Source organism: Asaia sp. Ae19-3 (assembly GCF_059801175.1).
Genome location: NZ_JBCHWF010000001.1, coordinates 1,327,488 through 1,352,559, shown reverse-complemented (window position 1 = coordinate 1,352,559; position 25,072 = coordinate 1,327,488). Strand labels below are relative to the sequence as shown.

18 protein-coding genes are annotated in these 25,072 nt (G+C 60.0%); 9 read left to right on the top strand and 9 right to left on the bottom strand.

From position 1 onward, the window contains the following. Window positions 1-213: 213 nt before the first annotated feature. The 3 genes from AAID99_RS05710 to AAID99_RS05700 all read left to right on the top strand — a co-directional run bounded on the left by AAID99_RS05710 (window position 214) and on the right by AAID99_RS05700 (window position 6,484). On the top strand, window positions 214-2,901 hold the full coding sequence (locus tag AAID99_RS05710; RefSeq protein WP_498493396.1) for a valine--tRNA ligase: 2,688 nt from the start codon (window positions 214-216) through the stop codon (window positions 2,899-2,901). A 204-nt stretch (window positions 2,902-3,105) separates the two neighbouring features. Further along, on the top strand, window positions 3,106-3,912 hold the full coding sequence (locus AAID99_RS05705) for a tetratricopeptide repeat protein (protein WP_498493395.1): 807 nt from the start codon (window positions 3,106-3,108) through the stop codon (window positions 3,910-3,912). Window positions 3,913-4,177: 265 nt separating this feature from the next. Further along, window positions 4,178-6,484 (top strand): TonB-dependent receptor, encoded by a 2,307-nt coding sequence (locus AAID99_RS05700; protein WP_498494267.1) that lies wholly within the window; start codon window positions 4,178-4,180, stop codon window positions 6,482-6,484. Window positions 6,485-6,555: 71 nt separating this feature from the next. On the opposite strand, the gene AAID99_RS05695 is transcribed toward AAID99_RS05700, so the two are convergent. Together AAID99_RS05695 and AAID99_RS05690 are read right to left on the bottom strand one after the other, a co-directional pair. Next, a complete protein-coding gene (locus tag AAID99_RS05695) occupies window positions 6,556-7,383 on the bottom strand; it encodes a DUF1868 domain-containing protein (RefSeq protein WP_498493394.1) in 828 nt (275 codons plus the stop codon). A gap of 139 nt (window positions 7,384-7,522) precedes the next feature. Beyond that, window positions 7,523-8,557, bottom strand: coding sequence for a pepsin/retropepsin-like aspartic protease family protein (locus tag AAID99_RS05690; RefSeq protein WP_498493392.1), 1,035 nt, complete (start codon window positions 8,555-8,557; stop codon window positions 7,523-7,525). Window positions 8,558-8,677: 120 nt separating this feature from the next. On the opposite strand from AAID99_RS05690, the gene AAID99_RS05685 reads away from it, so the two are divergent. Next, window positions 8,678-9,940: a porin gene (locus AAID99_RS05685; RefSeq protein WP_498493391.1), complete on the top strand. Its 1,263-nt coding sequence runs from the start codon at window positions 8,678-8,680 to the stop codon at window positions 9,938-9,940. A gap of 13 nt (window positions 9,941-9,953) precedes the next feature. Next, window positions 9,954-10,397 carry a hypothetical protein gene (locus AAID99_RS05680; RefSeq protein WP_498493390.1) on the top strand — a complete coding sequence of 148 codons (444 nt, stop codon included), beginning with the start codon at window positions 9,954-9,956 and terminating at the stop codon, window positions 10,395-10,397. A 92-nt stretch (window positions 10,398-10,489) separates the two neighbouring features. Here AAID99_RS05680 and ilvD read toward each other — a convergent pair whose 3' ends face one another. After that, entirely contained in the window at window positions 10,490-12,340 is a 1,851-nt protein-coding gene (gene ilvD / locus AAID99_RS05675) for a dihydroxy-acid dehydratase (protein ID WP_498493389.1), read from the bottom strand. Between the two features lie 212 nt (window positions 12,341-12,552). On the opposite strand from ilvD, the gene AAID99_RS05670 reads away from it, so the two are divergent. Continuing rightward, entirely contained in the window at window positions 12,553-14,469 is a 1,917-nt protein-coding gene (locus AAID99_RS05670) for a CocE/NonD family hydrolase (protein WP_498493388.1), read from the top strand. Between the two features lie 36 nt (window positions 14,470-14,505). Continuing rightward, window positions 14,506-15,051, top strand: coding sequence for a peptide-methionine (S)-S-oxide reductase MsrA (msrA, locus tag AAID99_RS05665; RefSeq protein WP_498493387.1), 546 nt, complete (start codon window positions 14,506-14,508; stop codon window positions 15,049-15,051). Window positions 15,052-15,107: 56 nt separating this feature from the next. Here msrA and AAID99_RS05660 read toward each other — a convergent pair whose 3' ends face one another. Then, on the bottom strand, window positions 15,108-16,016 hold the full coding sequence (locus AAID99_RS05660) for a LysR family transcriptional regulator (protein WP_498493386.1): 909 nt from the start codon (window positions 16,014-16,016) through the stop codon (window positions 15,108-15,110). A gap of 153 nt (window positions 16,017-16,169) precedes the next feature. Between AAID99_RS05660 and AAID99_RS05655 the strand changes: the two genes are divergently transcribed. Then, window positions 16,170-17,651, top strand: coding sequence for a benzaldehyde dehydrogenase (locus AAID99_RS05655; protein WP_188426326.1), 1,482 nt, complete (start codon window positions 16,170-16,172; stop codon window positions 17,649-17,651). Between the two features lie 59 nt (window positions 17,652-17,710). Then, window positions 17,711-19,324 carry a GMC family oxidoreductase gene (locus AAID99_RS05650; RefSeq protein WP_188426327.1) on the top strand — a complete coding sequence of 538 codons (1,614 nt, stop codon included), beginning with the start codon at window positions 17,711-17,713 and terminating at the stop codon, window positions 19,322-19,324. Window positions 19,325-19,346: 22 nt separating this feature from the next. Here the strand turns inward: AAID99_RS05650 and AAID99_RS05645 are convergent, their stop codons facing one another. From AAID99_RS05645 to AAID99_RS05625, 5 genes are all read right to left on the bottom strand, one after another. Further along, window positions 19,347-20,666, bottom strand: coding sequence for an ABC transporter ATP-binding protein (locus AAID99_RS05645; protein WP_188426328.1), 1,320 nt, complete (start codon window positions 20,664-20,666; stop codon window positions 19,347-19,349). A gap of 14 nt (window positions 20,667-20,680) precedes the next feature. Beyond that, window positions 20,681-22,384 carry an ABC transporter permease subunit gene (locus AAID99_RS05640; protein ID WP_498493385.1) on the bottom strand — a complete coding sequence of 568 codons (1,704 nt, stop codon included), beginning with the start codon at window positions 22,382-22,384 and terminating at the stop codon, window positions 20,681-20,683. Between the two features lie 206 nt (window positions 22,385-22,590). Beyond that, the gene (gene dut / locus AAID99_RS05635) at window positions 22,591-23,052 is read right to left on the bottom strand and encodes a dUTP diphosphatase (RefSeq protein ID WP_188426330.1); all 462 of its coding nucleotides are present in this window, start codon (window positions 23,050-23,052) and stop codon (window positions 22,591-22,593) included. Window positions 23,053-23,058: 6 nt separating this feature from the next. Next, entirely contained in the window at window positions 23,059-24,261 is a 1,203-nt protein-coding gene (coaBC, locus tag AAID99_RS05630; RefSeq protein WP_188426331.1) for a bifunctional phosphopantothenoylcysteine decarboxylase/phosphopantothenate--cysteine ligase CoaBC, read from the bottom strand. Window positions 24,262-24,267: 6 nt separating this feature from the next. Then, entirely contained in the window at window positions 24,268-25,053 is a 786-nt protein-coding gene (locus AAID99_RS05625) for a class I SAM-dependent methyltransferase (RefSeq protein ID WP_188426332.1), read from the bottom strand. Window positions 25,054-25,072: the final 19 nt, after the last annotated feature.

Here is a 25,072-nt window from a genome sequence, read left to right as displayed (position 1 = left end):
TGACTTGCCGGGTGCCGTTCTGGCTTGAAACTTTCAGCTCATCTGGTCATACGCTTCGTGCATGAAACAGGGCGCCCCTTGTTGCGACTGACCATGTCTGACGAGCCTGTTTGGCTTGTCGAATGGTCTTTGCGAGTTCGGGGCGCAACGCCCGCAAAGTGATCCCTGCATGGCTTGCAAGCCGGGCAGGGCCAGACAGGTGACAGGAAGACAATGCTCGAAAAGACCTTTGACCCGGCGGCATGCGAAGCCCGCCTCTACGCCCAGTGGGAGAAATCGGGTCTTTTCGCCGCGCATCCCGAGGCACCGGGCGACGCCTATTCGATCATGTTTCCGCCACCGAATGTCACAGGCACGCTGCATTTCGGTCATGCGCTCGATTTCGTGCTGCAGGATATCCTGATCCGCTGGAAGCGCCTCGAAGGCGCGAATGTGCTGTGGCAGCCCGGCACGGATCATGCCGGTATCGCCACTCAGATGGTTGTGGAGCGCGTGCTCGACAAGGAAGGTCTTAGCCGCAAGGAAATGGGGCGTGAGAAATTCCTCGAGCGCGTCTGGGCCTGGAAAGAACAGTCTGGCGGTCAGATCATCCAGCAGTTGCGCACGCTGGGGGCTTCGGCCGATTGGGACCGTGAGCGCTTCACGATGGATGAGGGGCTGTCGCGCGCCGTGCGCGACGTGTTCGTCACGCTGCATCAGCAAGGGCTGATTTATCGTGCCAAGCGTCTCGTCAACTGGGACCCGGCTTTCCGCTCGGCCATCTCCGATCTCGAGGTTGAAAACCGCGAGACCAAGGGGGCCATGTGGTATCTGCGCTATCCGGTCGAGGGCGGCGGTACGATCGTTGTCGGTACGACGCGCCCTGAAACCATGCTGGGCGACACGGCTGTGGCCGTACACCCGGAAGATGAGCGCTATACGGCATTGATTGGCCAGTTTGTCGTCCTGCCGCTCACCGGGCGTCGCATCCCGATCGTGGCCGACACCTATTCCGACCCGGAAAAAGGCAGCGGTGCCGTCAAGATCACCCCCGGTCATGATTTCAACGATTTTGAAGTCGGCAAGCGGCACGATTTGCCGATGCCGAGCATTCTCGATGAGGCTGCTGCGATCTGGCTGGATGAGATCGCCCATGAACTGCGTGAGGTCGAAGGACTTTCGTCGATCGATTTCGTGCGTTCGCTTGAGGGTGTCGATCGTCTGGAGGCCCGCAAGCGCATCGTTGAGGAACTTGAGCGTCTCGAGCATATCGAGAAGATCGAGCCCCACACCCTGCAGGTTCCCTATGCCGAGCGCGGCGGTGCCATTGTCGAGCCGCGCCTGACCGAGCAGTGGTATTGCGATGCCGCCACGCTGGCCCAGCCTGCCATCAAGGCGGTTGAAGACGGCCGTATCCGTTTCGAGCCGCAGCAATGGGAAAATACCTATTTCGCCTGGATGCGCGACATCCAGCCCTGGTGCATCAGCCGTCAGCTCTGGTGGGGGCATCGGATCCCGGCCTGGTACGGCCCCGAGGGCAGCGTCTTCGTCGCCCGCAGCGAGGAAGAAGCCTTCGAGCAGGCACGCGCCCAATATGGCGATGATGTCAGCCTCACGCGTGATGAGGACGTGCTGGACACCTGGTTCAGCTCTGCGCTTTGGCCGTTCACGACGCTCGGCTGGCCCGACAAGACGCCGGAACTGGCACGCTACTATCCGACCAGCACCCTTGTTACCGGGTTCGACATCATCTTCTTCTGGGTTGCCCGGATGATGATGATGGGCCTCCATTTTATGGATGACGTGCCTTTCCGCACGGTTCTGATCCATGGTCTGGTGCGTGACGAACGCGGCCAGAAAATGTCCAAGAGCAAGGGCAATGGTCTCGACCCGCTTGAGCTGGTTGCGGAATTTGGAGCGGATGCCACCCGCATGGCGATCTGTGCCCTGACCGGGCCGGGGCGCGATATCAAGTTCGGTCGCAAGCGCGTCGAGGATTATCGCACTTTCATCACCAAGATCTGGAACGCTGCGCGCTTCTGCGAGATGAATGGTGTCAAACCTGTTGCAGGCTTCGACCCGTCTCAGGTCAAGAGTGTGCTTGGCCGGTGGATTCTCGACGAGACCGCAAAAGCCGTAACGGCCGCAAAGACGGCGCTCGATGCCTATCGTTTCGACGAGCTCGCCGGTGCCTGCTACCGCTTCGTCTGGAATGTATTCTGCGACTGGTTCCTCGAACTGGCAAAGCCTGCCTTTGCTGCAGAGAACACGCCCGAGCAGGATGAAATCCGCGCTGTCGCGGCTCATGTACTGGGCACGATCCTGCAGATCATGCATCCGGTCATTCCCTTCGTCACTGAAGAGCTATGGCAATCCTTTGGCTTCGGCGGCAGCGTGGCCCAATCGGCCTGGCCCGTTGCGCCGCAGCCTCGTGACGCGGCCGAGGCTTCAGCCGAGATGGACTGGGTCATTCGTCTGATCGGCGAAATCCGTACCATCCGCTCGGAAATGAATATCCCGCCTGCGCAGATGGTGCCCGTGCTTCTGCGCGATGCATCGCCCGCAACATTTGCGCGCGCCGAAAGCTGGTCTGCCGTGATCGGTCGTATGGCGCGCGTGGCCTCCGTCTCGGCCTTGTCGGGCGAGCCGCCAAAGACCGCTGCCCTGACCGTGATTGACGAAGCCACACTTGTGCTGCCGCTCGAAGGGCTGATCGATATCGCTGCTGAAATCCAGCGCCTCGAAAAGGAAATCGATCGTCTGGGCAAGGAGATCGACAAGGTTGAGCGCAAGCTCGGCAATGCCGATTTCGTGGCCCGCGCCAAACCGGAAGTGGTCGAAGAAAATCGCGACCGCCTGACCAGCTTCACCCATGACCGCGCCCGTTTGCAGGCGGCCCTGTCTCGTCTCTCTGCTGCCTGAGGGGTGCTCTAGCATCCGTTCCGAAGCGGGTCATTTTCCGGTCTGGAAGATCAGCGTGCAACAGGATGTCGTTAGAGAAAAGGGAGCCGTTGCAACGGCTCCCTTTTTTTGTCTGACGGCAAAGTTGCGAAACATTATCATCATCTCTAAATCGGCAGGGTCCCGCTTTATCTGACGTTCTCATGCTGTTGATTGGTCGAGCCCATGGTGACCCGTATCCTGCGCCTGCTGCCCTCTTCACCAAAGTGTCGGCGCAGACGCCCTGAGCCAGCCCCGGAGCTGCCGGAAATGATCAGGGAGATCAGGGACAGGGCGCAGCAAGGCCATGTGGCCGAGCAGGTACGATGGGGGGATATCCTGCTCAAAAGCATCTATATGCCCCCCGATCCCGCACGTGCACGCCAGTGGTATGAGATAGCCGCTTCCGCGGGCTATGCTCCGGCGCTGAACATGCTTGGCCGGTGCCATCATTTTGGCTGGGGCGGCGCGGTCGATCATGCTGCCGCTGCCGAGGCGTACGAAAAAGCCGCTAGGCTCGGCGATCTTTGGGGCATCTATAATCTTGCAATCATGGTCATGCGCGGTATCGGCATGAAGCCCGACCTGCCGCGCGCCCTCGCGCTTTTTCGCAGCGGTGCCGAACGCGGTCATGCGAAATCGATGAATCTGCTTGCGCGCTTTATCGAGGAAGGCTGGCATACACCGCGGGACCCGGCGCTGGCGCTTGACTGGTATCGGCGCTCGGCCGAGGGCGGCGATTATCGCGGTCAGCATAACTATGCGACAGCCCTTTGCGCCATGGGGCGTGAGGAAGAAGCTTTCGACTGGTGGGACAAGGCCGTGGTCGACGCGACTTCTGACATTCTTTTGGCAATGCAGCGCCAGTTGCAGCCCTCGAAGTCATCCCGTCGCGATGCTCTGCTCGTTCAGGTGGCGCTTCGCCTCGGACAGTTCGGGGTGACGACGCCGAATCAAGAGCGTGCGAACGATCGACATAAAACGAACACCTGACAACAGGCATCACGTGCAAGCCATTAAGGCAGCCTTTGAGACGCGTCACATGCGGCGCCGACGTCGCGAGTGACATGCAGTGTCGCATTCTAGCAACACAACGACATAAAGAGGCGTGATGCGATTGCGAGCCGGTTGCAGCACTTTGTCACGAAAGATAGGAATTATTCTCAATTGCACAAATTGATTCCTTTTTTTGCGTGGAGACTGCGTTTTGTCAGTGAAATGGGTTCGCCCTTCCCATCCTGTATCCCTGCTGGTCGGTATGACCCTTGCCTGCACGGCGGCTCACGCCCAATCGGCGCAAAGCGAAGATGGCAGCGTGCATCGCAAGAAAACCAGGGAGGAATCGCAGGAGGAGGCGAAGAAGAAACGCGCTGACAAGACCCGGGCTACGCAGCAGGACGGGGTGGATGAGCATCTCATCGTGCATGGCGCGGCGATGAACATCCTGCATGAGCCGATCGGTCTGGGCCGTATGCCCGATGACATCATGCACACGCCTCAGACCGTCAATGCGGTGCCGCAGATCCTGATGCAGCAGCAGAACGTCAAGTCACTCGATGAGGCGCTGCGCAACGTGCCGGGCATCACGGCATCGGTTGGCGAGGGCGAGGGGGGAATGGCGGGCGATCAGTTCCTGATCCGCGGCTTTGCCGCCCAGAATGATATCTATGAAAACGGCCTACGCGATTTCGGTGTCTATACGCGTGACAGCTTCGATTACGACCACATCTCGGTCATCAAGGGGCCGTCTTCTGAAGTATTCGGTAATGGCACGACGGGCGGCGCGATCAATATCGTGACCAAGGTGGCGCATCTTGGTGACACCTATAATGCACAGTTCTCAGGCGGATCGGGCGAATATTATCGCGGCACGCTCGATGTGAACAAGCAGATAGGCGAATCCATCGCCGTGCGTATTACCGGTATGGGTAATGAAAACAATGTCGTCGGTCGCGACAACATCTACTCCCATCGCTGGGGGCTCGCGCCCTCCATTGGGTTTGGACTTGGCAAGAAGACCAGCTTCACGCTCGAATATTTCCACCAGTCAGACAACAGAATCCCCGATTATGGCGTGCCGATCGTCACCAAGCCCGGCAGCACAATCGGTCGCCCGGCAACGGAATACGGCCTTGATCGTCACAGCTGGTATGGCACCAATTACGATCAGGACGTGTCGAATGTGAACATGCTGACGGCACGGCTGAATTCTGAAATCAGCCAGCATCTCACCATTTCCGACGATTTGCGTGGCGGGCTTTATGACCGGTATTTCTCGGCCTCCCAGCCAGGGTGTGATGCCACCTGCCAGAAGCTCTTCTTCACCGATCCGTCTGCAGCGCAGATCAATCGGCGCGGCCATCTTGGCGGCCCCGAGCCCTATCAGCAGAATGACTGGTCGGTGCAGAACGTCTTTTCAGCCAGAGCGAATTTCAAGACCGGCTTTATTCGTCATCAGGTCATTGCTGGCTGGGATGTCGAGCATATCTACGATCGCCGCACCAATTACGCCTATAATTTCAATGGTGTGAATGGCACGCGCACCGATACGACGAGCATGATCAACCCGTCTCACACGCAGCCGGGGCTGTTGCTCGGGGGCCTGGGTCAATATCAATATGATCTGGTCAATCTGTCGGGCGGGGCAGGGCGCAAGCTCTACAAAACCGGTGATGCGACTGATGTCGGGGCTTTCCTGTCTGAGCAGATGTGGCTTGCACCCTGGTTTTCCATTCGCGGTGGCTTCCGCTGGGATCACTGGAACAGCCATTATGCAGCAACCGAAGGAGCAACGGCTGCCGATACCCGCCTTTCGCAGCAGCAGAATACCATCAATCCGACCGTCAGCCTGATGTATACGCCCAGCGACAACACGATGGTCTATTTTAACTGGGCGCGTTCGACCACGCCGCTCGGCCTTTATGTGACGAACAGCTCCGAGCCGCTCAAGACCTCGACCGAAGGCTTCAAGCCCGAAAAGGCCAGCCTTTACGAAATTGGCATCAAGCAGCAATTCCTGCACGGCCGTCTGGGTGCGACTGCCTCGCTCTTCCGGCTGGAAAAGGGCAATGCGCTCATGACCGATCCGTCGACGGGCAGTGTTACCTCGTCGAGCGACACGCAGCGCAACCAGGGTGTCGAACTGAGTCTGTCAGGTCAGATCACGCGCAACTGGAGCCTGATCGGCACTTACGCCTATTATGATGCCACGACGACGGGATCACTGACGGCCGCCGATATCGGCAAGCGCATCCAGTACGCCCCAAAAAACATGGCGACCATCTGGAGCACCTATACGATTGCCCCCGAGAAGCCCTGGAACCTGACTTTCGGTGGTGGTCTGACCTGGCGTGACTCCGTCTGGCTCGATGCCGCCAACACGGCACGCGTGCCCCATACGACAGAATGGGATGCCGTGGTGTCGCATATGGTTGGCCATCGCTGGCGTCTGGCGCTCAATGGCTACAATCTGGCGAACCGTCTGAACTATTCCAATCTCTTCAGTGACCGTGCGACACCGTCGGTAGGGCGCACCTTCCTCGGGAGTATCGCTTTCACCTACTGAAGTCTTGCGGGCCAGGTCCTGCTTCCAGAATGACAGGCCGCCCGATAATTCATCGGGCGGCCTTTTCTGTTTCAGGCCCGGCGCGCGAGGGTCAGAAGCGGCTTGAAGGCAAACATCGTCTCGAAGCTGCAAAAGACCGGTGGCGGAATGACGATAGTGCCGAGCTTGTCCGCGTTCTCACGGCGCCAGTTATGCACCTGACGACGCAGCACGTCCTTCTGCGCCCGTGGGACATGGCGGATCTTGTAGCCATAGGTCGCATGGAACATGAATGTCATGAGGTTATCGGGATGAAAACCGATTGCCTCTGCGAGTTGTCGGCGCAGATCGTAAAGGGCGGTCGCCATGGCGGCATTGGCCGGTCTGAGCGGAACGCCTACGAGCGGTGCATGAAAACGCGCCGCATCGATCTCCATTTCGATTTTATCGGGAATATCGAACCGTTTTGAGGCAAGACGCTCACGGATGATCGGCGCGGTGTCTGCGATGGGCAACGCTGTATTGATGCCAGATGGCCAGTTTGCCTTCGCCTGCTGCTCCGGATCGACCCCACCGAGAATGGTCATGTGGTAGCTCGATGGGGGCGTAGGGGTGATATATTCGCGCCATTCTCGCTCGATGAGACTGTTCATATCAAGCATGGCCTGCGCCAGTGGATCTGTCGCGTTGAAGGGGCAGATGATCGTATTGCCCGGCCAGATCAGCGGTTGGCCCCTGGCGTCGAATTTCCCCTGACGGTCTCCGCCTTCCGGTTTGGTCCCGGTGTCACAGGCGGGGGCTTCTTTTTCCAGTGTCGCAACGGCAGGGGCGGCACCGCACGCCATCAATGCACCGAGGCCAAGCAGGATATCCCGACGACGTATCGAAGATCCGGCGGCAGAGGAAAAGACACGACGCATGAAGGCTCTCTCGAATCCCGGGAGGCCGATAAATGCCTCACTCTGAAAGGATGCGGTTTCATGCCATGACAAAGCGCAATCGTGGGTGACATGTTTGCGACATCTGAAGCAAGATCGTCACAAACAAGCGTCTAACAGCCTATTTTGCCTGCCTGGCGGCGGCGGGGGCACGATTCTCCTGTACGCTGGTAAAGCCCTGATGGGTCTCGTCGAAATGTAATCCGAGATTGGGCTGAAAAACGCGAGGCTCGCTCGGTGAAAAAAGAAACCGGCCATCAGGAAAGTCAAACAATACGACATTATGCTGAAAAAAGCTCGCGCCAAGCATGCCCTCATTGATATTTTCCAGCACGAGAAATTCTGTTGGGCCCAGTTGTTTTTCACCCAATTGGAAAGAACGGAACCTATGGCGCACCCCGCGTGTGATCGCGCCGAAACGGGTGACGACACGGGGGTCGCGGGCCAGATCGTCTGTCGTGGCGCTATTGGCCCGGTCTGAGACAGGCAGCGTGTTCATACCAAGATCGGGATCGAGCGTGAGACGTATTTTCCTGCCGTCGATCTGCGCCATCACCCGGGCCCGATCATCCATCGCGAGGCTCTGGGGTGCGAGGGTGAAAAGGCCAGATGGCCCGGAACTACATTCCGGGCTGTTTCGCCAGACCATGATCCCGAGTTTTTCATGCGGCACGTCGAGCATCAGAAGAAGCCGCCGGAAAAGAGGGCGTCCGATCAACCCGACAAGGGGGCGGCCTGAAACGCTTTGGTGTGCTTCGCCATCAAGGCGCTCGACGATGAGGTCATGGAGCATGATCGGACCAATCTGCAGCGTGTCCATTCTGGATGTCTCGCTCAGGACCTGCACATTGTCCTGAGCGGTCATCGGGCGGGTTATGCCCTGATTGAACCAGATATCGCCCGCATTATGCACGAAGATATGCCCGAACAAGGGGCTGACATACATCGCGGCGGGGTGACCATCGATTGTCACCGGGATGATCGGTGCATCGGCGGGGCCGCCGAGGAGGGGCAGAATCGCGGCATCTGCGACACAGCGATCGGCTGTCTCTTCGGCCACGGAAAGGCGCGTCTTGTCCTGCGCTCTCACGCCACAGGACAAGGCGAGAACGAGGGGCAGTGTCAGCAAGGCATTCAGAAGGTGTTTTCGGCTCATTGTCGCGTTCCCCCGCGCGTTACCGGGCTGCGCAAGGAAGAGCGTAGCCCGGTGGAAAAGCCGTGGCAGACAGACCACTAAGTAATTCTACGCATTTATTGGGAATGATCTCAAACCGTAATGTTCTCTCGCGGTCAGATGGCCCGTATCGGCATGGGAGAGGGCATAATGACATTGGCGACGGCAAGGGCATCGAAGAAGGCGCAACGCCCGATGAGGGGGCAAGCGATCCTGCGGGTGACGGCAGGTCTTTGCGGCGGACTCGCTGGTCTGTTGTTGCAGGCAAGCCCGGCCCAGGCGGCAATCACGGTCAATCTCGGGCCCGAGCAGTCCTTCACCATGGGGGCCGGGGTGAGGGGGCAGTATATGACAGCCGATCCCTCTACCCCTGATGGTGGCAGTGCCGCAGCGGCGAGTGATTTGCGCGTCTATATGGGCGGGCAGATCATTCATATGGTCAAGGCGACGCTCAACGTGGAGCGTATTCGTGACGGCAACTGGAATGTGCTCGACGGGATACTTCAGTTCGAGCCCATGAAGGCCGTCAATCTCTGGCTTGGCCGCATGCTGCCCGGCAGTGACCGCTCCAACCTCGATGGCCCCTATTTCCTGAGCACCTACGCGTTTCCCATGGTCGCGCAATATCCGGGAATGTGGTCAGGCCGTAATGATGGCGCGACCGTGTGGGGCAGGCTGGCCCATGAGCGCTTTCGCTATATCGTCGGTGTTTACAAAGGGCATAACTGGGTCGATGGCGGATCGGGCGACGGGCATAATCCCTTGTTTGCCGGGCGTATCGAATATAACTTCCTCGATCCGGAGCCTTCGCCCGCTTATTACACCGCCAGCACCTATTACGGAAAAGTGGATATTCTGGCGATCGGGCTTGCCGGGCAATATCAGGTCAATGGTGTCGGCTCAGCCCAGCAGCGTGGTGATTACAAGGCCTGGAATGTCGACGGTCTGTTCGAAAAACGCATCGGCCAGAAAGCCCGTTACGGCGTCTATACGCTTGAAGCAGCCTATTATCAGTATCATACGGACGGCGTGCGCGATATCGCGCCGGGATTCAATAATCACAAGGCCGATTACGGCAATATTGGCGGGATCAATGCAGGGACCGCCTTTCTGGTCAGCACCGCCTATCTCATTCCCTGGCGTGTAGGCTGGGGGCGCATCCAGCCTTTGCTGCGCTATCAGCAATTTCGCTATGCAAAGGATCTGTACGGGGCCGGTAATCCCAAGACCAGGCAATTCGATGCTGGCGCCAATTATGTGATGGACGGCCACAACCTGCGTTTCACCTTCGATTTTGCCCGCTACACGCCAGCCAGCGGGGCACAATCAAATGCATTCCTGCTCGGCATGCAGATGCAGTATTGAGGAGACAGAGATCATGATGATGCGCTCGGGTTCATTTTCACATGACCGTTTCCTGAAGCAGAAAACAGACAGGCGAAATCATGCCGGGGGGGAATGCTGGCCGTTTCTACTGGGTGCGACGGCGCTAATTCTCGCCGGGCTGCTGTTATCCTCAGTGCCGGTCGAGGCACAGGATCTTGCCTGTGTCAGCATGCTCAAGAAGGAAGAACGGCTCATCCATCGCATCAGCCAGAGACGGCACGAGCCACGTCTGCCGCCCAATGCGCCGGGTTATCCGGGGCTGGCGGTACGTTTTGACCCGTTGCCGGGTTTCGGGATCATGCAGGGTGCGCTCTGGACTCCCGAAGGAGGGATCGAGAGCGACAGCGAGGTGAAGGAAACGCTCGATAGTCTCGAAAAGCAGCGTGTGACCCTGCACGATGCCGAGACAAGCGCGCATTGCGCGCCTGTCCAGTAAGTCCGTCCTGATCAGACGACGCGTTCCGGGTGCGGTCATGACCGGGATGGGAGTTCCATCCCGCTTCGGTCACGAGCCGCCCCATGGGGCTGTCAGGAGCGACGCGTAATCTGGCTGAGATCACGCACAGCGCCGTTGGCGGCGCTGGTTGTCAGCAGACCATAGGCGCGCAGGGCAGGGGAAACCTCGCGAACACGATCCGGCGTCCAGGCATCGGCGCCCAGAGCCTCCATGCGCTCACGGCGCTCGGCCAGAACCGCATCGTCGACCAGAGCGCGCATCACGCGGTTCGGGATATCAATCTCGATCCGGTCACCATCCTCGATCAGGCCGATCAGACCGCCTTCCGCAGCTTCCGGCGAGATATGTCCGATCGAGAGCCCCGAGCTGCCGCCCGAGAACCGCCCGTCGGTGATCAGCGCGCAGGTTTCGGCCAGACCCTTCGATTTGAGATAGCTGGTCGGATAGAGCATTTCCTGCATGCCAGGCCCGCCCTTTGGGCCTTCGTAGCGGATGACCACCACATCGCCATCGACAATCTCGTTGGCCAGAATGCCCGAAACGGCGGCTTCCTGGCTTTCGAACACGCGCGCACGACCCGTGAAGGTCAGAAGGCTGTCGACAACACCGGCGGTTTTTACAATGGCACCGGCTTCGGCCAGATTGCCGTAAAGCACGGCCAGACCACCATCCTGCGAGAAGGCATGGTCGCGGTCGCGCAGAACGCCATTCTTGCGGTCGGTATCCAGCTCGTAATAGCGGCTCGACTGCGAGAATGCCTCGGTGGTGCGCACCCCGCCCGGAGCAGCGAGGAAGCGGGTTTTTGCCTGCTCGTCCCCTACAAGCACGTCCCATTTCTTCAGGGCGTCCTTCATGCTCGGGGCATGAACCGTATGCGCTGTTGTATCGATCAGCCCGCAGCGATCGAGTTCGGCCAGAATGGCCGGAATGCCGCCGGCGCGATGCACGTCTTCCATATGCACGTCGTTCTTCGCGGGCGCGACCTTGCACAGATTGGGCACCTTGCGTGACAGGCGGTCGATGTCGGCCATGTGGAAATCGACCCCCGCCTCACGTGCCGCCGCCAGAAGATGCAGAACCGTATTGGTCGAGCCGCCCATGGCGATATCGAGCGTCATGGCGTTTTCGAACGCAGCCTTGGTCGCAATGCTGCGCGGCAGGGCTGTCGCATCATCCTGTTCATACCAGCGGCGGGCGAGTGAAACGACCAGACGACCGGCTTCGAGGAAAAGTTCGCGACGATCGGCATGAGTGGCCAGAAGGCTGCCATTACCCGGCAGGGAGAGACCTAGAGCCTCGGTCAGGCAGTTCATCGAGTTTGCCGTGAACATGCCCGAGCATGAGCCGCAGGTGGGGCAGGCTGAGCGCTCGATGGCTTCGGATTCAGCATCCGAGACCTTCGGGTTGGCCGCAGCGACCATGGAGTCAACGAGATCGAGCTTGCGGTTGATGCCGGGGCCATCGAGCTTGCCGGCTTCCATCGGGCCGCCGGAGACGAACACGACCGGAATGTTCAGACGCAGCGAGGCCATGAGCATGCCGGGCGTGATCTTGTCGCAATTGCTGATGCAGACCAGCGCATCGGCGCAATGGGCATTGACCATGTATTCGATGGAGTCAGCGATCAGTTCGCGCGAGGGCAGGCTGTACAGCATGCCGCCATGACCCATGGCGATACCGTCATCCACGGCGATGGTGTTGAATTCGCGGGCAATGCCGCCAGCTTCCGCAATCGCGCCACCAACCAGCGCGCCCATGTCCTTGAGATGCACATGGCCCGGCACGAACTGCGTGAAGGAATTGGCAACCGCAATAATGGGCTTGCCGAAATCCTTGTCCGTCATGCCCGTAGCGCGCCAGAGCGCGCGGGCACCGGCCATGTTGCGGCCGTGGGTGGTGGTGCGGGAACGATAGGCAGGCATGAGGCTGATCCGGAACTGCTGGAAGGGGCGGGCGTGTTGCGCATGAAATGCAATAGCAAACGACCGTTGGGCGTATTTTTATTACCCTGTGCGAAATAACGTGGCCAATCGCTTGCCGCAAGGGGAAGTCTGTTCAATCATCCCCGCATCGTGAAGTCGACCAAGGAATTGATTGCGTGCGTTGTGGAAATCTGACCCGATATTTGTTGCTGATGACATCCTGCCTGCTGGGGGCTTCACAGGCTTTTGCCCAGGCATCGAACGGCCCCGCTGTCACGCCCGATATGGTGCAGCGCGGCTCTGATATTCCGGCTCATGTGCAGATGCCGCAGACCGGCCGCGACTATATCAAGCAGGATGTCATGATCCCGATGCGCGACGGGGTAAAGCTGCATACGGTCATCGTCATTCCGAAGGCGGCAAAGGATCATGAGGCGCCTATTCTGCTGACGCGCACCCCCTATCATGCTTCTGCGCGTGCCGACCGGGTGTCAGGTGCTTCGGAAATGCGCAACCTGCTGCCCCAGGGCGACGGCGTGTTTGTCGATGGCGGCTATATTCGCGTCTTTCAGGATGTGCGCGGCAAATATGGCTCCGAGGGCGATTATGTGATGACGCGCCCGCCGATCGGCCCGCTCAACCCGAGCAAGACCGACGACACGACCGATGCGTGGGACACGATCGACTGGCTCATCAAGAATGTGAAGCAGAGCAACGGGCGCGTTGGCATGACCGGGTCATCCTATGAGGGATGGACGGTCGTCATGGCGCTGCTCGACCCGCATCCGGCGCTCAAGGTTGCGGCACCGGAAAGCCCGATGGTCGATGGCTGGATGGGCGATGACTGGTATCATTACGGCGCGTTCCGTCAGGGCAGCTTCGATTATTTCACGATGCAGATGACGCAGAAGGGTGAGGGCGATGCCATCCCCCGTCATGATGCCGATGACTATACCAATTTCCTTCAGGCAGGCTCAGCCGGAGATTTTGCGACAAAGGCAGGGCTCGACCAGTTTCCCTGGTGGCAGCGCATGAAGGCGCATCCGGCCTATGATGCGCTCTGGCAGGATCAGGCGCTCGACAAGCTGCTGGCTAAGCGCCCGCTCACTGTCCCGACGATCTGGGAGCAGGGGCTCTGGGATCAGGAAGACATGTGGGGCGCAATTCACAGCTGGATGGCGCTGCGCAAGGACCACCCCAAGGTGCCAAATATTCTCGTCATGGGGCCGTGGCGCCATAGCGGCGTCAATTATGATGGCTCGAGCCTTGGTCCGCTGCATTTCAATGGCGATACGGCGCTCTGGTATCGTGCCAACGTCATGCGTCCTTTCTTTGACCAGTATCTCAAGCCGGGCAGCGCCAAGGTCAATTTCGACGATGCCATCATCTACAACACCGGTGACAATCGCTGGGATCATCTGCGCGGCTGGCTCGGCAATTGCGGCGATACCTGCATCGGTACGGGCGAGCGCCTCTATCTGAGAGAAGGCAACAATCTGAGCTTTGAGCGCGCCAGGCCCGGCACGGACAGCTATGTGTCCGACCCGGCGCATCCGGTGCCGTTCATGACGCGCCCCTACAGCTTTGCTGATGGCGCACGCTGGAAGCCCTGGCTTGTTTCCGATCAGCGCTTTGCTGAATCTCGCCCGGATGTCCTGACCTATGAGACACCCGTTCTGGATCATCCGGTGCGCGTGTCAGGCGTGCCGACGGCCGATCTGTTTGCCGCAACAACCGGCACCGATGCGGACTGGGTCGTGAAGATTATCGATGTCTATCCGGGCATCACCGCCGACCGGCCCGAGATGGGCGGATACGAACTTTCGGTCTCGATGGATATCTTCCGTGGGCGTTATCGTCATGACTTCGCCCGTCCGGAAGCCATCCCCGCGAACAAGGTAGAGGAATATAAATTTACCCTGCCTGCGGTGAACCATGTCTTCCTGCCCGGGCATCGCATCATGGTTCAGATCCAGTCGTCATGGTTCCCCCTTTACGACCGTAATCCCCAGACCTATGTGTCGAATATCTTCGAGGCCAAGCCCGGTGATTACAAAGCCGCGACGCAGTCGATCTCGCGCGGCGGCGCGCAGGCCAGCAGCATCTATCTTCCTGTCGTGAACCAGTAGGTTCGTCCATCATTTCCAAGACGAAGCGAGGCCCCCATGAGCGAAACCCATCTTGAAAAAGCCCTTATCGGGGGCGGCTGCTTCTGGTGCACTGAAGCCATCTTCACCGGCCTGCGCGGCGTCAAATCCGCTCAGCCGGGCTATGCGGGCGGTCGGCGCGAAAACCCGAGCTACGAGCAGGTCTGCTCGGGTGCCACCGGCCACGCCGAAGTGGTCGAGGTCGTGTTCGACCCGCAGGAGATCAGCTTTGCCGATGTCCTGCGCATATTCTACACCACGCATGATCCCACGCAGCTCAACCGCCAGGGTAACGATGTCGGTACACAGTACCGCTCGGTGATCTTTGCCCTCGATCCGGCGCAGGATGCCATTGCGCGTGAGGTGACGCAGGAAATCGAGGCGTCTGGCATCTGGCCCGATCCAATCGTGACCGAGATTACAGGCCCCGCGGTGTTCTGGGAGGCGGAGGAGAAGCATCACGACTACTTCGCCCGCAACCCCGAAACCGCTTATTGCAGCGCCGTCGTGGCACCGAAAGTGGCCAAGGCGCGCAAGATGTATCGCGACCGCCTCAAGGCCTGAGGCCAAGGGGCGGTTTGGCTGCGAGGCTGGACAGGTCCCCTACCGCTCTTTTCGTCCTAAAGGGAAAGAGCCCCGAAACCCCACTCGGCATAGAGCTCGCCAAGCGCCTTCAGAAAGACCCGTATGGCTTCTGAAGGCGGTTCGGCACGCATGTTGAGCGTCACCGGGCAGGTAATGCTCTGGCGTGTCGACAGAAACTGTATCTCCGGATGGCCAATGGCACGGGCCGATACAGGGACGATGCAGAGCCCCATCCTTGCGGCGACGAGTGACAGGGCGGTCGTCATTTCCTGAACCTGGATCAGATTGGGTGGTATGACACCGTGACGCCTAAGAAGGGTCATGGTCTTCTGGGCGTAGTTCTGGCCGTCATCGCGCGGATAGAGAATAAGTGTCTCATCGGTCAGGCGGGTGAGATCGAAAGAATCGCTCTGCGATCCGGCAAAATCTGCCGGGGCTGCGAGTACGAGCCGTTCTTCTCTCAGAATGATGCTGCGTATCTCGGGTTCGTTGCTCTCGGTACGGTCGAGGCCGATATCGATACGGCCATCGATTAGCGCGGCCACCTGTTCGGCTGAATTCATCTCATGGATCGACAGCGCAATGCCTGGTGCAGCGTGACGGTAGTGCCGGATGAGATGCGGCAGACGCAGATGAAATGCCGATGCCACGATACCAAGAGAAAGACGCGGGCGACGCGTCTGGCTGAAATCCGCCATGGTCGTTTTCAGTCGCTCGTGGCTGCTGAGGATCTGGCTCGCCTGTTCGAAAAAGAGCTGACCGGCCGCTGTCAGGCTTAGTGGTCGTGAACTGCGGTCGAGAAGAGCGACGGCCAGTTCGTCTTCCAGTTCGCGTATCTGCCGGCTCAGGGGCGGCTGAGCCATGTTCAGTCGTTTCGCGGCACTGGAAAAATTGCGCTCTTCGGCGACCGTCAGGAAATAACGCAGCTTGCGAAGCTCTATCACGGTTTCTTTACACCCCTGATCTGGCCTGAGGCCGGCAAGAATTCCCCGCCAAAAGGGCATTATACCTAAAAGGTTGAGAAAGCGACCAAACTGGTCTTTCCCAGAATATGGGTTTTTTCGGCATGTCTCGTGGCCAGACAAGGAGACATGGTGATGAGCGTCGAGCTTGAAACAAACAAGGCACCATTCCTGGAAAGCGGTCATCTCGAAGGATGCCTCTTTACAGGAGAGTGGGCGACACGCGCCCTGACCGCCGCTGTGGTCGAGCCTGCCACGGGGGCAACTCTTGCAAAGATTGCGCTGGCAGACCCCGATCAGGTGACGCAATCCGCCAAGCGAGCCAGCAGCGCCCAGAAGCTCTGGGCTGCAACCGATCCTGTAGAGCGCGCTCTTGTGCTTGCGAAAGCGGCGGCCCTGCTTGAAAGCCATGCAGCCGAGGCAGCTCACTGGCTGGTGCGTGAGGGCGGTGGTGCCCAGCTCAAGGCAAATTTCGAAATTGCGGTGACGGTCAAGGCGCTCTGGCTGGCGGCGACCCTGCCGGAACAGGCGCAGGGGCTCGTTCTGCCAAGCGTCACGGGTCAGAGAAGCAGCGCAAGACGCAAGCCGCGCGGGCTGATCGGGATCATTTCACCGTTCAACTTCCCGCTTTATCTCGCCATGCGGGCCGTTGCGCCTGCGCTCGCCCTTGGTAATGGCGTTATTCTCAAGCCCGATCCGCGCACGGCAATCTGCGGGGGGCATGTTATTGCCCGCCTGTTCGAACTGGCCGGTCTCCCCAAAGGGCTGCTGCATGTCCTGCCAGGCGGAGGCGAAGTGGGTGAAGCGCTTTGCTGCGACCCGCATATTGCCATGATCCAGTTTACCGGTTCGACAGGGGCCGGTCGTGCAGTCGGTCAGCTGGCCGGGCGCCATCTGAAAAAGGTATCGCTCGAGCTTGGTGGCAAGAACCCGCTTATCGTGCTCGACGATGCCGATATCGACGCCGCAGCGACCAATGTGGCCTGGGGCGCCTACCTCCATCAGGGACAGATCTGTATGGCGACAGGGCGCGTGCTCGTTCATGAGAGTATCGCTGCTCGATTTATCGACGCGCTTGCCGCAAAGGCGCGTGCGATCAGGACCGGTAATCCCGTCTCTGAAGAGGTGTTCAACGGGCCGCTGATCAATCAGCGTCAGGCAGACCATGTTCGCTCGATCGTTGATGACACGCTTGCCCAGGGGGCCGTTCTGGAGGCTGGCGGCAAGGGGGAAGGGCTTTTCTACCAGCCGACCGTCCTGTCAGGCGTGCGCCCCGGCATGCGCGCATTCGATGAGGAAATCTTTGGCCCGGTTGCCGTGGTGACTAGTTTCAGCACTGAGGAAGAAGCGATCACCCTGGCAAACATGACCGATTACGGTTTGTCGGCTGCCGTCTTCTCCCGGGATGTAGGACGGGCCATGCGCGTGGGCGACCAGCTTCATGCAGGGCTGCTGCATATCAACGACCAGACCGTGGGTGACGATGTGGTCAATCCCTTCGGCGGTTTCGGGGCTTCGGGCAATGGCGCCGCGATAGGTGGTCCGGCCAATCTTGACGAATTCACGGAGTGGCAATGGGTTACGCTGCGCGACACACCGCCAGCCTATCCGATCTGAACCCAGTGCCTGCTCCCGCGCCTCAGGCGGGAGCCTCTTTTCAAGCTAAGGATAGTCTCATGCCGAAACAGGCAAAAACCTGCGACGTCATCGTTATTGGTGCCGGCGCGGCAGGCTGTGTCGTGGCCGGTCGCCTGGCCGAGCGCAGCACCGCTTCTGTGGTCGTTCTCGAAGCCGGGCTCAATGATTTCGACCCGCTGATCCATATTCCTGCAGGCTTTGCCAAGATCCTGCAGAAGGACTGGCATGTCTGGGCCTATGATACGGCGCTCCAGAAGCAGCTCGACGGCACCACAAGACGCTATCGCTCCGGGCGTGTGGTCGGGGGTGGCTCGTCGATCAATGCCATGTGCTACGTCAGAGGGCAGAAGCAGGATTTCGATCGCTGGCAGGAAGCTGCGGGTGAGGGAGCGTCCTGGGATTTCGAGACCATGCTGCGTCACTTCCGGGCCCAGGAATGCAACGACACGTTCCATGATCGTTTCCACGGGATTGACGGTCCGCTCAGGATTTCCCTGCCCAAAGGGATCAATGCGCTGAATGCAGGCTGTCTGAAAGCCTTTCAGGAAGCAGGTCTGCCCTACAATCCGGATTACAACGGCGAGAGCCAGCGTGGTGTCTCCCCCGTTCAGGGCAATTATGCCGATGGGCGTCGCTGCAGCGCGGCCGATGCCTTCCTGCGCCCTGCACTCCGGTCCGGACGTGTGGAACTTCGCACCAGCGCAACTGTCACCCGCATCCTGATCGACAAGGGCCGTGCCATCGGCGTGGAATATGTGAGCCGGGGAAAGCGTCACAGGCTTTTCGCCGGGCAGGTTGTCGTCAGTTCGGGCGCGATCCATACGCCAAAGCTCCTGATGCTGTCAGGCATCGGTGCAGCCGACCAGCTCACGGGGCTCGGGGTGCAGATACGCCATGACTCACCGGAAGTCGGTCAAAATCTTGCGGACCACCCCATCGTGCCGCTGAAGGCTTTCTGCCGCGACGGTTTTGGTTATCAGCGTTCAGCCCAGGGACTGGGGGCCTTGGCAACAGGTCTGCGCTATCTCCTGACGAAAACCGGCCCGGCTGCGAGCAATGCGATCGATACCGTGTCCTATTTCGATCCGCAGGACCCGGCAGCAGAGCCGAGCATCCAGTGCTATCACGCGCCGATTATCTCAGAGGACGGGCTGAGTCCGTCAGGCAAGCAGGCGGGGGTGACCTTTGAACTTGTGGTGCTTCAGCCACAAAGCCGTGGGAGCATCACACTCGGCAGCCTTGATCCTCGTGCGATGCCACGTATCGATCCGAATTTTTTCGGTGAGACGCAAGATCTCGACCTTGCCGTCAAATCAGTGCGCTATATGCGCGACGTCATGACGCAGCCCTCGCTCCAGCGCATTCTCACGGCCGAGGTCGCGCCAGGAATCGAGCGTCAGAGCGACGCTGAACTGGCGCAGTGGGTCAGACGGGTGGCAACGACCATGTGGCACCCTGTAGGAACCTGTCGTATGGGCGCCGATGACCGTGCGGTGGTCGATAGCCGTTTGCGCGTGAACGGTATTGAGAACCTGCGTGTGATCGATGCCTCCATCATGCCCAATATCACGAGCGGCAATACCAACGCGCCGACCATGGCCCTTGCGCGCCACGGGACTGATATGATGATCGACGATCTCTGCCTTGCCTGAATCCGATCAGGCCGGGCGAGCGTCAGTATCCTCCGGCCTCACGGTCCAGCATGAACTGGTCTGCTTCTTCGTCGAAGTCGAAAAGCTCGGTATAGCGCGCCCAGTTTGTGGCGGTCATGAGGGTCTGTTCGGCATAGCCGGGGGACATCGTGGCCTCCAACTCCTCACGGAAGCGATCCGCGCCCGTGCGATGGCCCGAGCGCTCGTCCAGAACGGCGCGAATGGAGCGGATGAGCGGTATGTGATGAAGCAGGGCGGTGCGCATGATCTCGCGGCGTTCATCCTGATCGGCCTGAACGAAGCGAATGCCTGCCTCTGTCATGAGAATATCGCCGTCTTCGAGTTCGGCGAGTTCAAGCAGCTGCAAAGACTCTCCCAGCGGGAAGAGATCGTCGAGCGCCATCTGCAATCTTTCGGCGAGATGGGGCAGGTCGGCGCGCCCGTTGAGCGGGGCTGCAGCCAGGGTCTCGAGCAGGCCAACAAGCACATTGATCGGGATCGGCGGAAGCACCAGCGCCATGGGATGCGGCGCCGGGGCTGGTGCGCTGCTCTCCAGGCTGGCTTCGGAGACGATCGGCGCGCGGCGTGTCATGAGCGTGTAGATATGATCGACAAATTGCCTGAATTCGGCGTCGTCGCGGTTGCGCGGATGAGGGAAAGGCACGGTCAATTCATGCGACACCCGTCCCGGATTGGACGAAAACAGCAGAATGCGGTCGCACATTAGCACGGCCTCTTCGACGTCATGCGTGACCAGCATCATCGCCCGCGTAGGCAGGCGATTTTCGGACCAGAGTTCGATCAGATCCGTACGCAGGTTTTCTGCCGTCAGCATGTCGAGCGACGAGAAAGGCTCGTCCATGAGTAGCAGATCGGGCTCCATGACCAGCGCGCGTGCCAGCCCCACACGCTGCTGCATCGCGCCGGAAAGCTCTTTCGGCAACGCATTCTCGTAGCCGTTCAGTCCGATCAGGTCGATCAGGTCGTCACAGCGCCTTTCGCAGTCGATCCGTGGCAGACGTTTGGCTTCAAGGCCGAGCATGATGTTCTGCTGTACGGTCAGCCAGGGAAACAGCGCGAAGGACTGGAACACCATGGCGATATCGGGTGTCGGTCCGGCGAGAGGGGCGCCTTTCCAGATGATCTCGCCTGCGCTCGGCGGTATCAGTCCCGACGCAATGCGCAGTAGCGTACTCTTTCCTGAGCCGGAGCGCCCGACGAGGCCCACGATCTCGCCCGCGTGAAGGTCGAAGCTCACATCCTCAAGCACCGGCAGGTCGGTGCTGCTCTGCTTCTGATAGACCTGAAGACAATTGCGGATCGAGAGCAGGATTTCCTGCATGTCAGGCTCCATGGTCAGTTCTGAGGAGGGAGGATGCGTCGGCGGATTTGCACACGCAGGGGGTGCCAGACCAGAATCTCACCAAGGGCAATGCAGAGCGTGAGCACGGCGGCGCCCAGCACGACACGCGGCAGATCGCCTGTCTCGATGGCATGGGCGACATAGGCGCCGATGCCGCTGCCGTCGCGGTTCTGCAGGGTCCATGACGAGCGTTCGGCGAGTATCAGGATTGTCCATCCGGTTATGGACGCCGTGCTGACAGCTTCGAGCAGGGCAGGCGCGAGGCCGGGCAGTAGCACACGGCTCCACCACAGCCAGCCCCTGATCTGCAGGTTCCGGGCCGCCTGCAGGAGGTCGACAGGATAGCTGCGCATGCCGCGCAGGATCTGGGCCAGAAGCAGGCCCTGCACGAAGAAGAAACAAAGGATCAGCGGCCAGACAAGCGGCGAGAAATTCAGCGTCGTCAGGGCGAGGCACAGAACGGGGAACAGAATGTTCTTTGGATAAAGCGTCAGAAACCGGGCCGTGACGCGGGCTATCGCGGCACGACGCGCAGACAGGCCGAGCCATACCCCAAGAGGCAGCCAGAGAGCGATCGCCAGCACCAGGGCGGCTGTCATGCGCAGCGCCGAAATGAGGCTCTGCTCGACAACGATCTCGAGATCGACAAGGGCGAGAGCATGATGACGATAGAAAAAGCCGACAACGATCAGGAGCAGAAAAAGACCTGAAGACAGGCCTATGAGCGGTGAGGGCGAGACGCTGTGAACGACAGGGCGAAAACCTGTTCCCCCCCATCTCATATCGCCGAGCCAGGCCAGTGCGCGGCGCAGTCTTTCGCCTGCGCGCTTGAGCAGACGCGTGCGTCGCCAGAATTTCAGCATCCAGGGATCGGGCGCGCCGTCGAAGAGAGGGTGCAGTCGATAGCGATCGGCCCAGATCTGCCAAGGGAAAACGAGGCAGGAATCATACAGAAAGGCCAGAATACCGATCAGGATCGCCGCGATAGCCGTTTGCCACAGCGAGCCGATGGCTGCTGCCTGCGCCGCATGGGCGCCCAGACCCGGACGCGATGACAATGCGCCATTGACCGGCAGCATTTCGGTGGCAATCAGAACGCACCAGGCCAGAGGCATGGCGCGGGCCAGAGCGGTCACTCCTGCGGGAATGGCGAAAGGCGCCTCCAGCCGCCAAAGGCGCTGCCAGCTGGTGAGCCCTAGGCCGCGTGTCGCCTCCTCGAGCGTGCGGGGTATCTGTGTCCAGGCTCCAAGTGCCGCAGTGGCAATGGGCGCGGCAAAACACAGGGACGTCGTCCCGATGGCCGCGACCTCGAAACCCAGAAGGCGCAGAAAAGGCAGAAGGCAGAGCAGGGGCACCATATGCATGCCACCCAGAGCCGTCCCGACCGCACCACGCAGCACAGGCAGCTTGGCTGCGAGCAGCGCCAGAACTGCCCCCAGAAGCGATCCGATGAGCGTCGCACCGATCATGCGCAGAGCCGTATGCCCGAAATCGCCAAGCAGCACCTGCAACCCTGCCAGCGAGCGGAAATGCGGCGTGATCAACCCGCCATGATGGAAAGGGGTCAGCCGTGACGGCAGGAAGCGCGAGAACAGCGCCAGAGCAGCGACCACGATAAGCGTGCCAACGAGCGATGCCGTAAGCCCCGATTTTCGATCCGCTCCGCGTGTGCCGCGTCGCACCCGTAATGGCGACATGTGCTCCTTCCTTGTGTCTGGCTTTCGGCCAGGCTGTTCCTGAATCCTCACGGAAACAGATGAAAACCCGGCATCCTGCCACTCAGAGCCTGCACGCAACCAGTCGAGACCGGCTGGTTCAGGCTCAGAAACCTGGTATCAAAAAGCCCTGTATCGATCGGTCAGAATCTGCCGGTCGGCCACGGTATGAAAGAGGGCAGAGAGCCTCAGGAGGCGCGGGCGATACCCGTGCTGCCAAAGCCACCAGCGCCACGTGAGGTCTCATCCAGTTCAGAAACTTCAACCCATGTCAAACGAATGACGGGGGCGAGCACAGCCTGGGCGATGCGCATGCCGCGTGAGATCACGAAATCCTCCTTGCCGGTATTGAGCACGATGATACCGATCTCGCCGCGATAATCCTCATCGATTGTGCCCGGCGTGTTGGGAAGCGTGATGCCATGCTTGAGGGCGAGCCCCGAGCGCGGGCGTATCTGCAACTCATATCCCGCAGGCAGGCCGATTCTGAGCCCGGTCGGGATCAGGGCGCGTTCGCCCGATCTGATCACGACATCCTCGTTGATGGCAGCGAGAAGATCCATGCCTGCTGCACCGCTGCTGGCATAATGGGGAAGGTCCAGACCCTCTGCATGGGGAAGCCTGACGAGTTCAACGGGAAGCGGTGACATGAAGCCTTACCTTGGGGAAGAAGAAAAACGGGCCGCGATACGGGCGGCCAGAGATCTGGCGATGTCCGTCTTTGCCATTGCGGACCATGGCTCGATGGTATCGCCATCCAGAAAAAGAACGCGATTCTGATCGCCACCGAAAACATTGGTTCCGGTGCCGACATCATTGGCCAGCATCCAGTCACAGCCCTTGCGTCGCTTCTTGGCGATGGCATGAGCTTCCAGCGTTTCCGTTTCGGCCGCAAAGCCGATGACGAGCGATGGGCGAAGCGCACCCGGCTGCGAGAGCGTGGCAAGGATATCCGGGTTTTCGACCAGAGTGAGCTTCGGAGGCGCGCCGCCTTCTTTCTTGCGCTTCTGACTCGCCGTGTCCGCCACGCGCCAGTCGCCGACAGCCGCAGCGCAGATGGCGCAGTCCGCGGGCAGAGCGGCTTCGCAGGCCGCAAGCATCTCGACCGCCGTCGTAACATCGACGCGCGTGACGCCATCAGGGCAGGGCAGGGACGTTGGGCCGCTGACCAGCGTCACCTGTGCTCCGAGCTGCGCACAGGCAGCGGCAATGGCGTAGCCCTGCTTGCCGGAAGAATGATTGGCGATGAACCGCACAGGGTCGATAGGCTCATGGGTCGGGCCTGCCGTCACCAGAACATGCCGTCCCGAGAGGGGCTTATGTGGAAACAGGGCGTCTTCGATGGCGCTTGCGATGGCTTCCGGCTCGCTCAGGCGGCCAGGGCCGAATTCACCACAGGCCATTTCGCCCTCATCCGGACCGACGAACAGGCAGCCGCGTGTACGCAGGAGACGAAGGTTCTCCTGTGTTGCGGGGTGCTGCCACATCCGCACATTCATCGCCGGGGCGACCAGAACGGGCGTGTCAGTTGCGAGAAGAAGCGTCGTGGCCAGATCATCGGCAAAGCCATTGGCCATGCGCGCCACAAGATTGGCCGTTGCCGGGCAGATCACCAGCAGATCGGCACTGCGTGAGAGCGCGATATGGTCCATCTGGCTGTCTTCAGCCAGAGAGAGCAGTGCCGTATGGACCGGCGCGCCCGACAGCCCCTGCACAGAGAGCGGGGTCACGAAATGGGTGGCGGATTCGGTCAGCACGCATTCGACCGCAATGTCACGCTTGCGCAGCAGCCGGATCAGTTCCAGCGATTTATAGGCGGCAATACCACCGCCTATGATCAGAATGACCCGGGCGCGCATGAAAGATCAGAGCTTCCAGCCGGAATGGATCGCCGCGATCCCGCCGGAGAGATTCTGGTAGCTCACCTTTTCAAGCCCTGCCTCGCGCATCATTTCGGCCAGCACGTCCTGCTCGGGGAAGGTGCGGATGCTCTCTGCGAGGTAACGATAGCTCTCGGCGTCTTTTGCGATGATCTGGCCCATTTTTGGCAGAACGCCAAACGACCAGGCATCGTAGATCGGGGCGAGAGCTGCAACCTGCACGCGGGAGAATTCGAGGCAGCAGAACTTGCCACCTGGGCGCAGCACGCGGCGGGCTTCACGCAGAACCGCACTCTTGTCGGTGCAGTTACGCAGGCCAAAGGCAATGGATACGCGATCGACACTGCGATCGGGCAGCGGAATCGCTTCGGCATCGACAACCGAGAATTCGATGTTGCTCAGATAGCCCTTGGCAGCCGCGCGCGAACGCCCGACTTCGAGCATGGAGGCGTTGATGTCGGTCAGTAGCGCCGGACCGCCATTGTTCTTCAGCCAGCCAAAGCTGATATCGCCCGTGCCACCAGCCAGATCTAGCAGCTTGAGGTCGCGCCTCGGCGCGAGGGTGGTGATGAAGATACGCTTCCAGACGCGATGGATGCCGAGCGACATCACATCGTTCATCACATCGTAGCGGCCCGCTACGCTGTCGAAGACGGCGCGTACCAGCGGCTTCTTCTCGGCTTTCGGAACGGAGCGATATCCGAAATCGGTAGTCTCCTCCCTTTCGCCACTGGCTGATTCGGGACGGGGAAATGATGCGTTGTCGGTCATGGTTCTCTGGATATAGTGT

Coding starts and splice junctions, on each gene's coding strand:
- AAID99_RS05645 (WP_188426328.1), bottom strand. CDS start 20,666: ATGCAGGAAATCCTGCTCTCGATCCGCAATTGTCTTCAGGTCTATCAG.
- AAID99_RS05650 (WP_188426327.1), top strand. CDS start 17,711: ATGCCGAAACAGGCAAAAACCTGCGACGTCATCGTTATTGGTGCCGGC.
- AAID99_RS05705 (WP_498493395.1), top strand. CDS start 3,106: ATGGTGACCCGTATCCTGCGCCTGCTGCCCTCTTCACCAAAGTGTCGG.
- AAID99_RS05655 (WP_188426326.1), top strand. CDS start 16,170: ATGAGCGTCGAGCTTGAAACAAACAAGGCACCATTCCTGGAAAGCGGT.
- dut (WP_188426330.1), bottom strand. CDS start 23,052: ATGTCACCGCTTCCCGTTGAACTCGTCAGGCTTCCCCATGCAGAGGGT.
- AAID99_RS05695 (WP_498493394.1), bottom strand. CDS start 7,383: ATGCGTCGTGTCTTTTCCTCTGCCGCCGGATCTTCGATACGTCGTCGG.
- AAID99_RS05640 (WP_498493385.1), bottom strand. CDS start 22,384: ATGTCGCCATTACGGGTGCGACGCGGCACACGCGGAGCGGATCGAAAA.
- AAID99_RS05680 (WP_498493390.1), top strand. CDS start 9,954: ATGATGATGCGCTCGGGTTCATTTTCACATGACCGTTTCCTGAAGCAG.
- coaBC (WP_188426331.1), bottom strand. CDS start 24,261: ATGCGCGCCCGGGTCATTCTGATCATAGGCGGTGGTATTGCCGCCTAT.
- AAID99_RS05685 (WP_498493391.1), top strand. CDS start 8,678: ATGTTCTCTCGCGGTCAGATGGCCCGTATCGGCATGGGAGAGGGCATA.
- msrA (WP_498493387.1), top strand. CDS start 14,506: ATGAGCGAAACCCATCTTGAAAAAGCCCTTATCGGGGGCGGCTGCTTC.
- AAID99_RS05690 (WP_498493392.1), bottom strand. CDS start 8,557: ATGAGCCGAAAACACCTTCTGAATGCCTTGCTGACACTGCCCCTCGTT.
- AAID99_RS05710 (WP_498493396.1), top strand. CDS start 214: ATGCTCGAAAAGACCTTTGACCCGGCGGCATGCGAAGCCCGCCTCTAC.
- AAID99_RS05670 (WP_498493388.1), top strand. CDS start 12,553: ATGACATCCTGCCTGCTGGGGGCTTCACAGGCTTTTGCCCAGGCATCG.
- AAID99_RS05625 (WP_188426332.1), bottom strand. CDS start 25,053: ATGACCGACAACGCATCATTTCCCCGTCCCGAATCAGCCAGTGGCGAA.
- ilvD (WP_498493389.1), bottom strand. CDS start 12,340: ATGCCTGCCTATCGTTCCCGCACCACCACCCACGGCCGCAACATGGCC.
- AAID99_RS05700 (WP_498494267.1), top strand. CDS start 4,178: ATGACCCTTGCCTGCACGGCGGCTCACGCCCAATCGGCGCAAAGCGAA.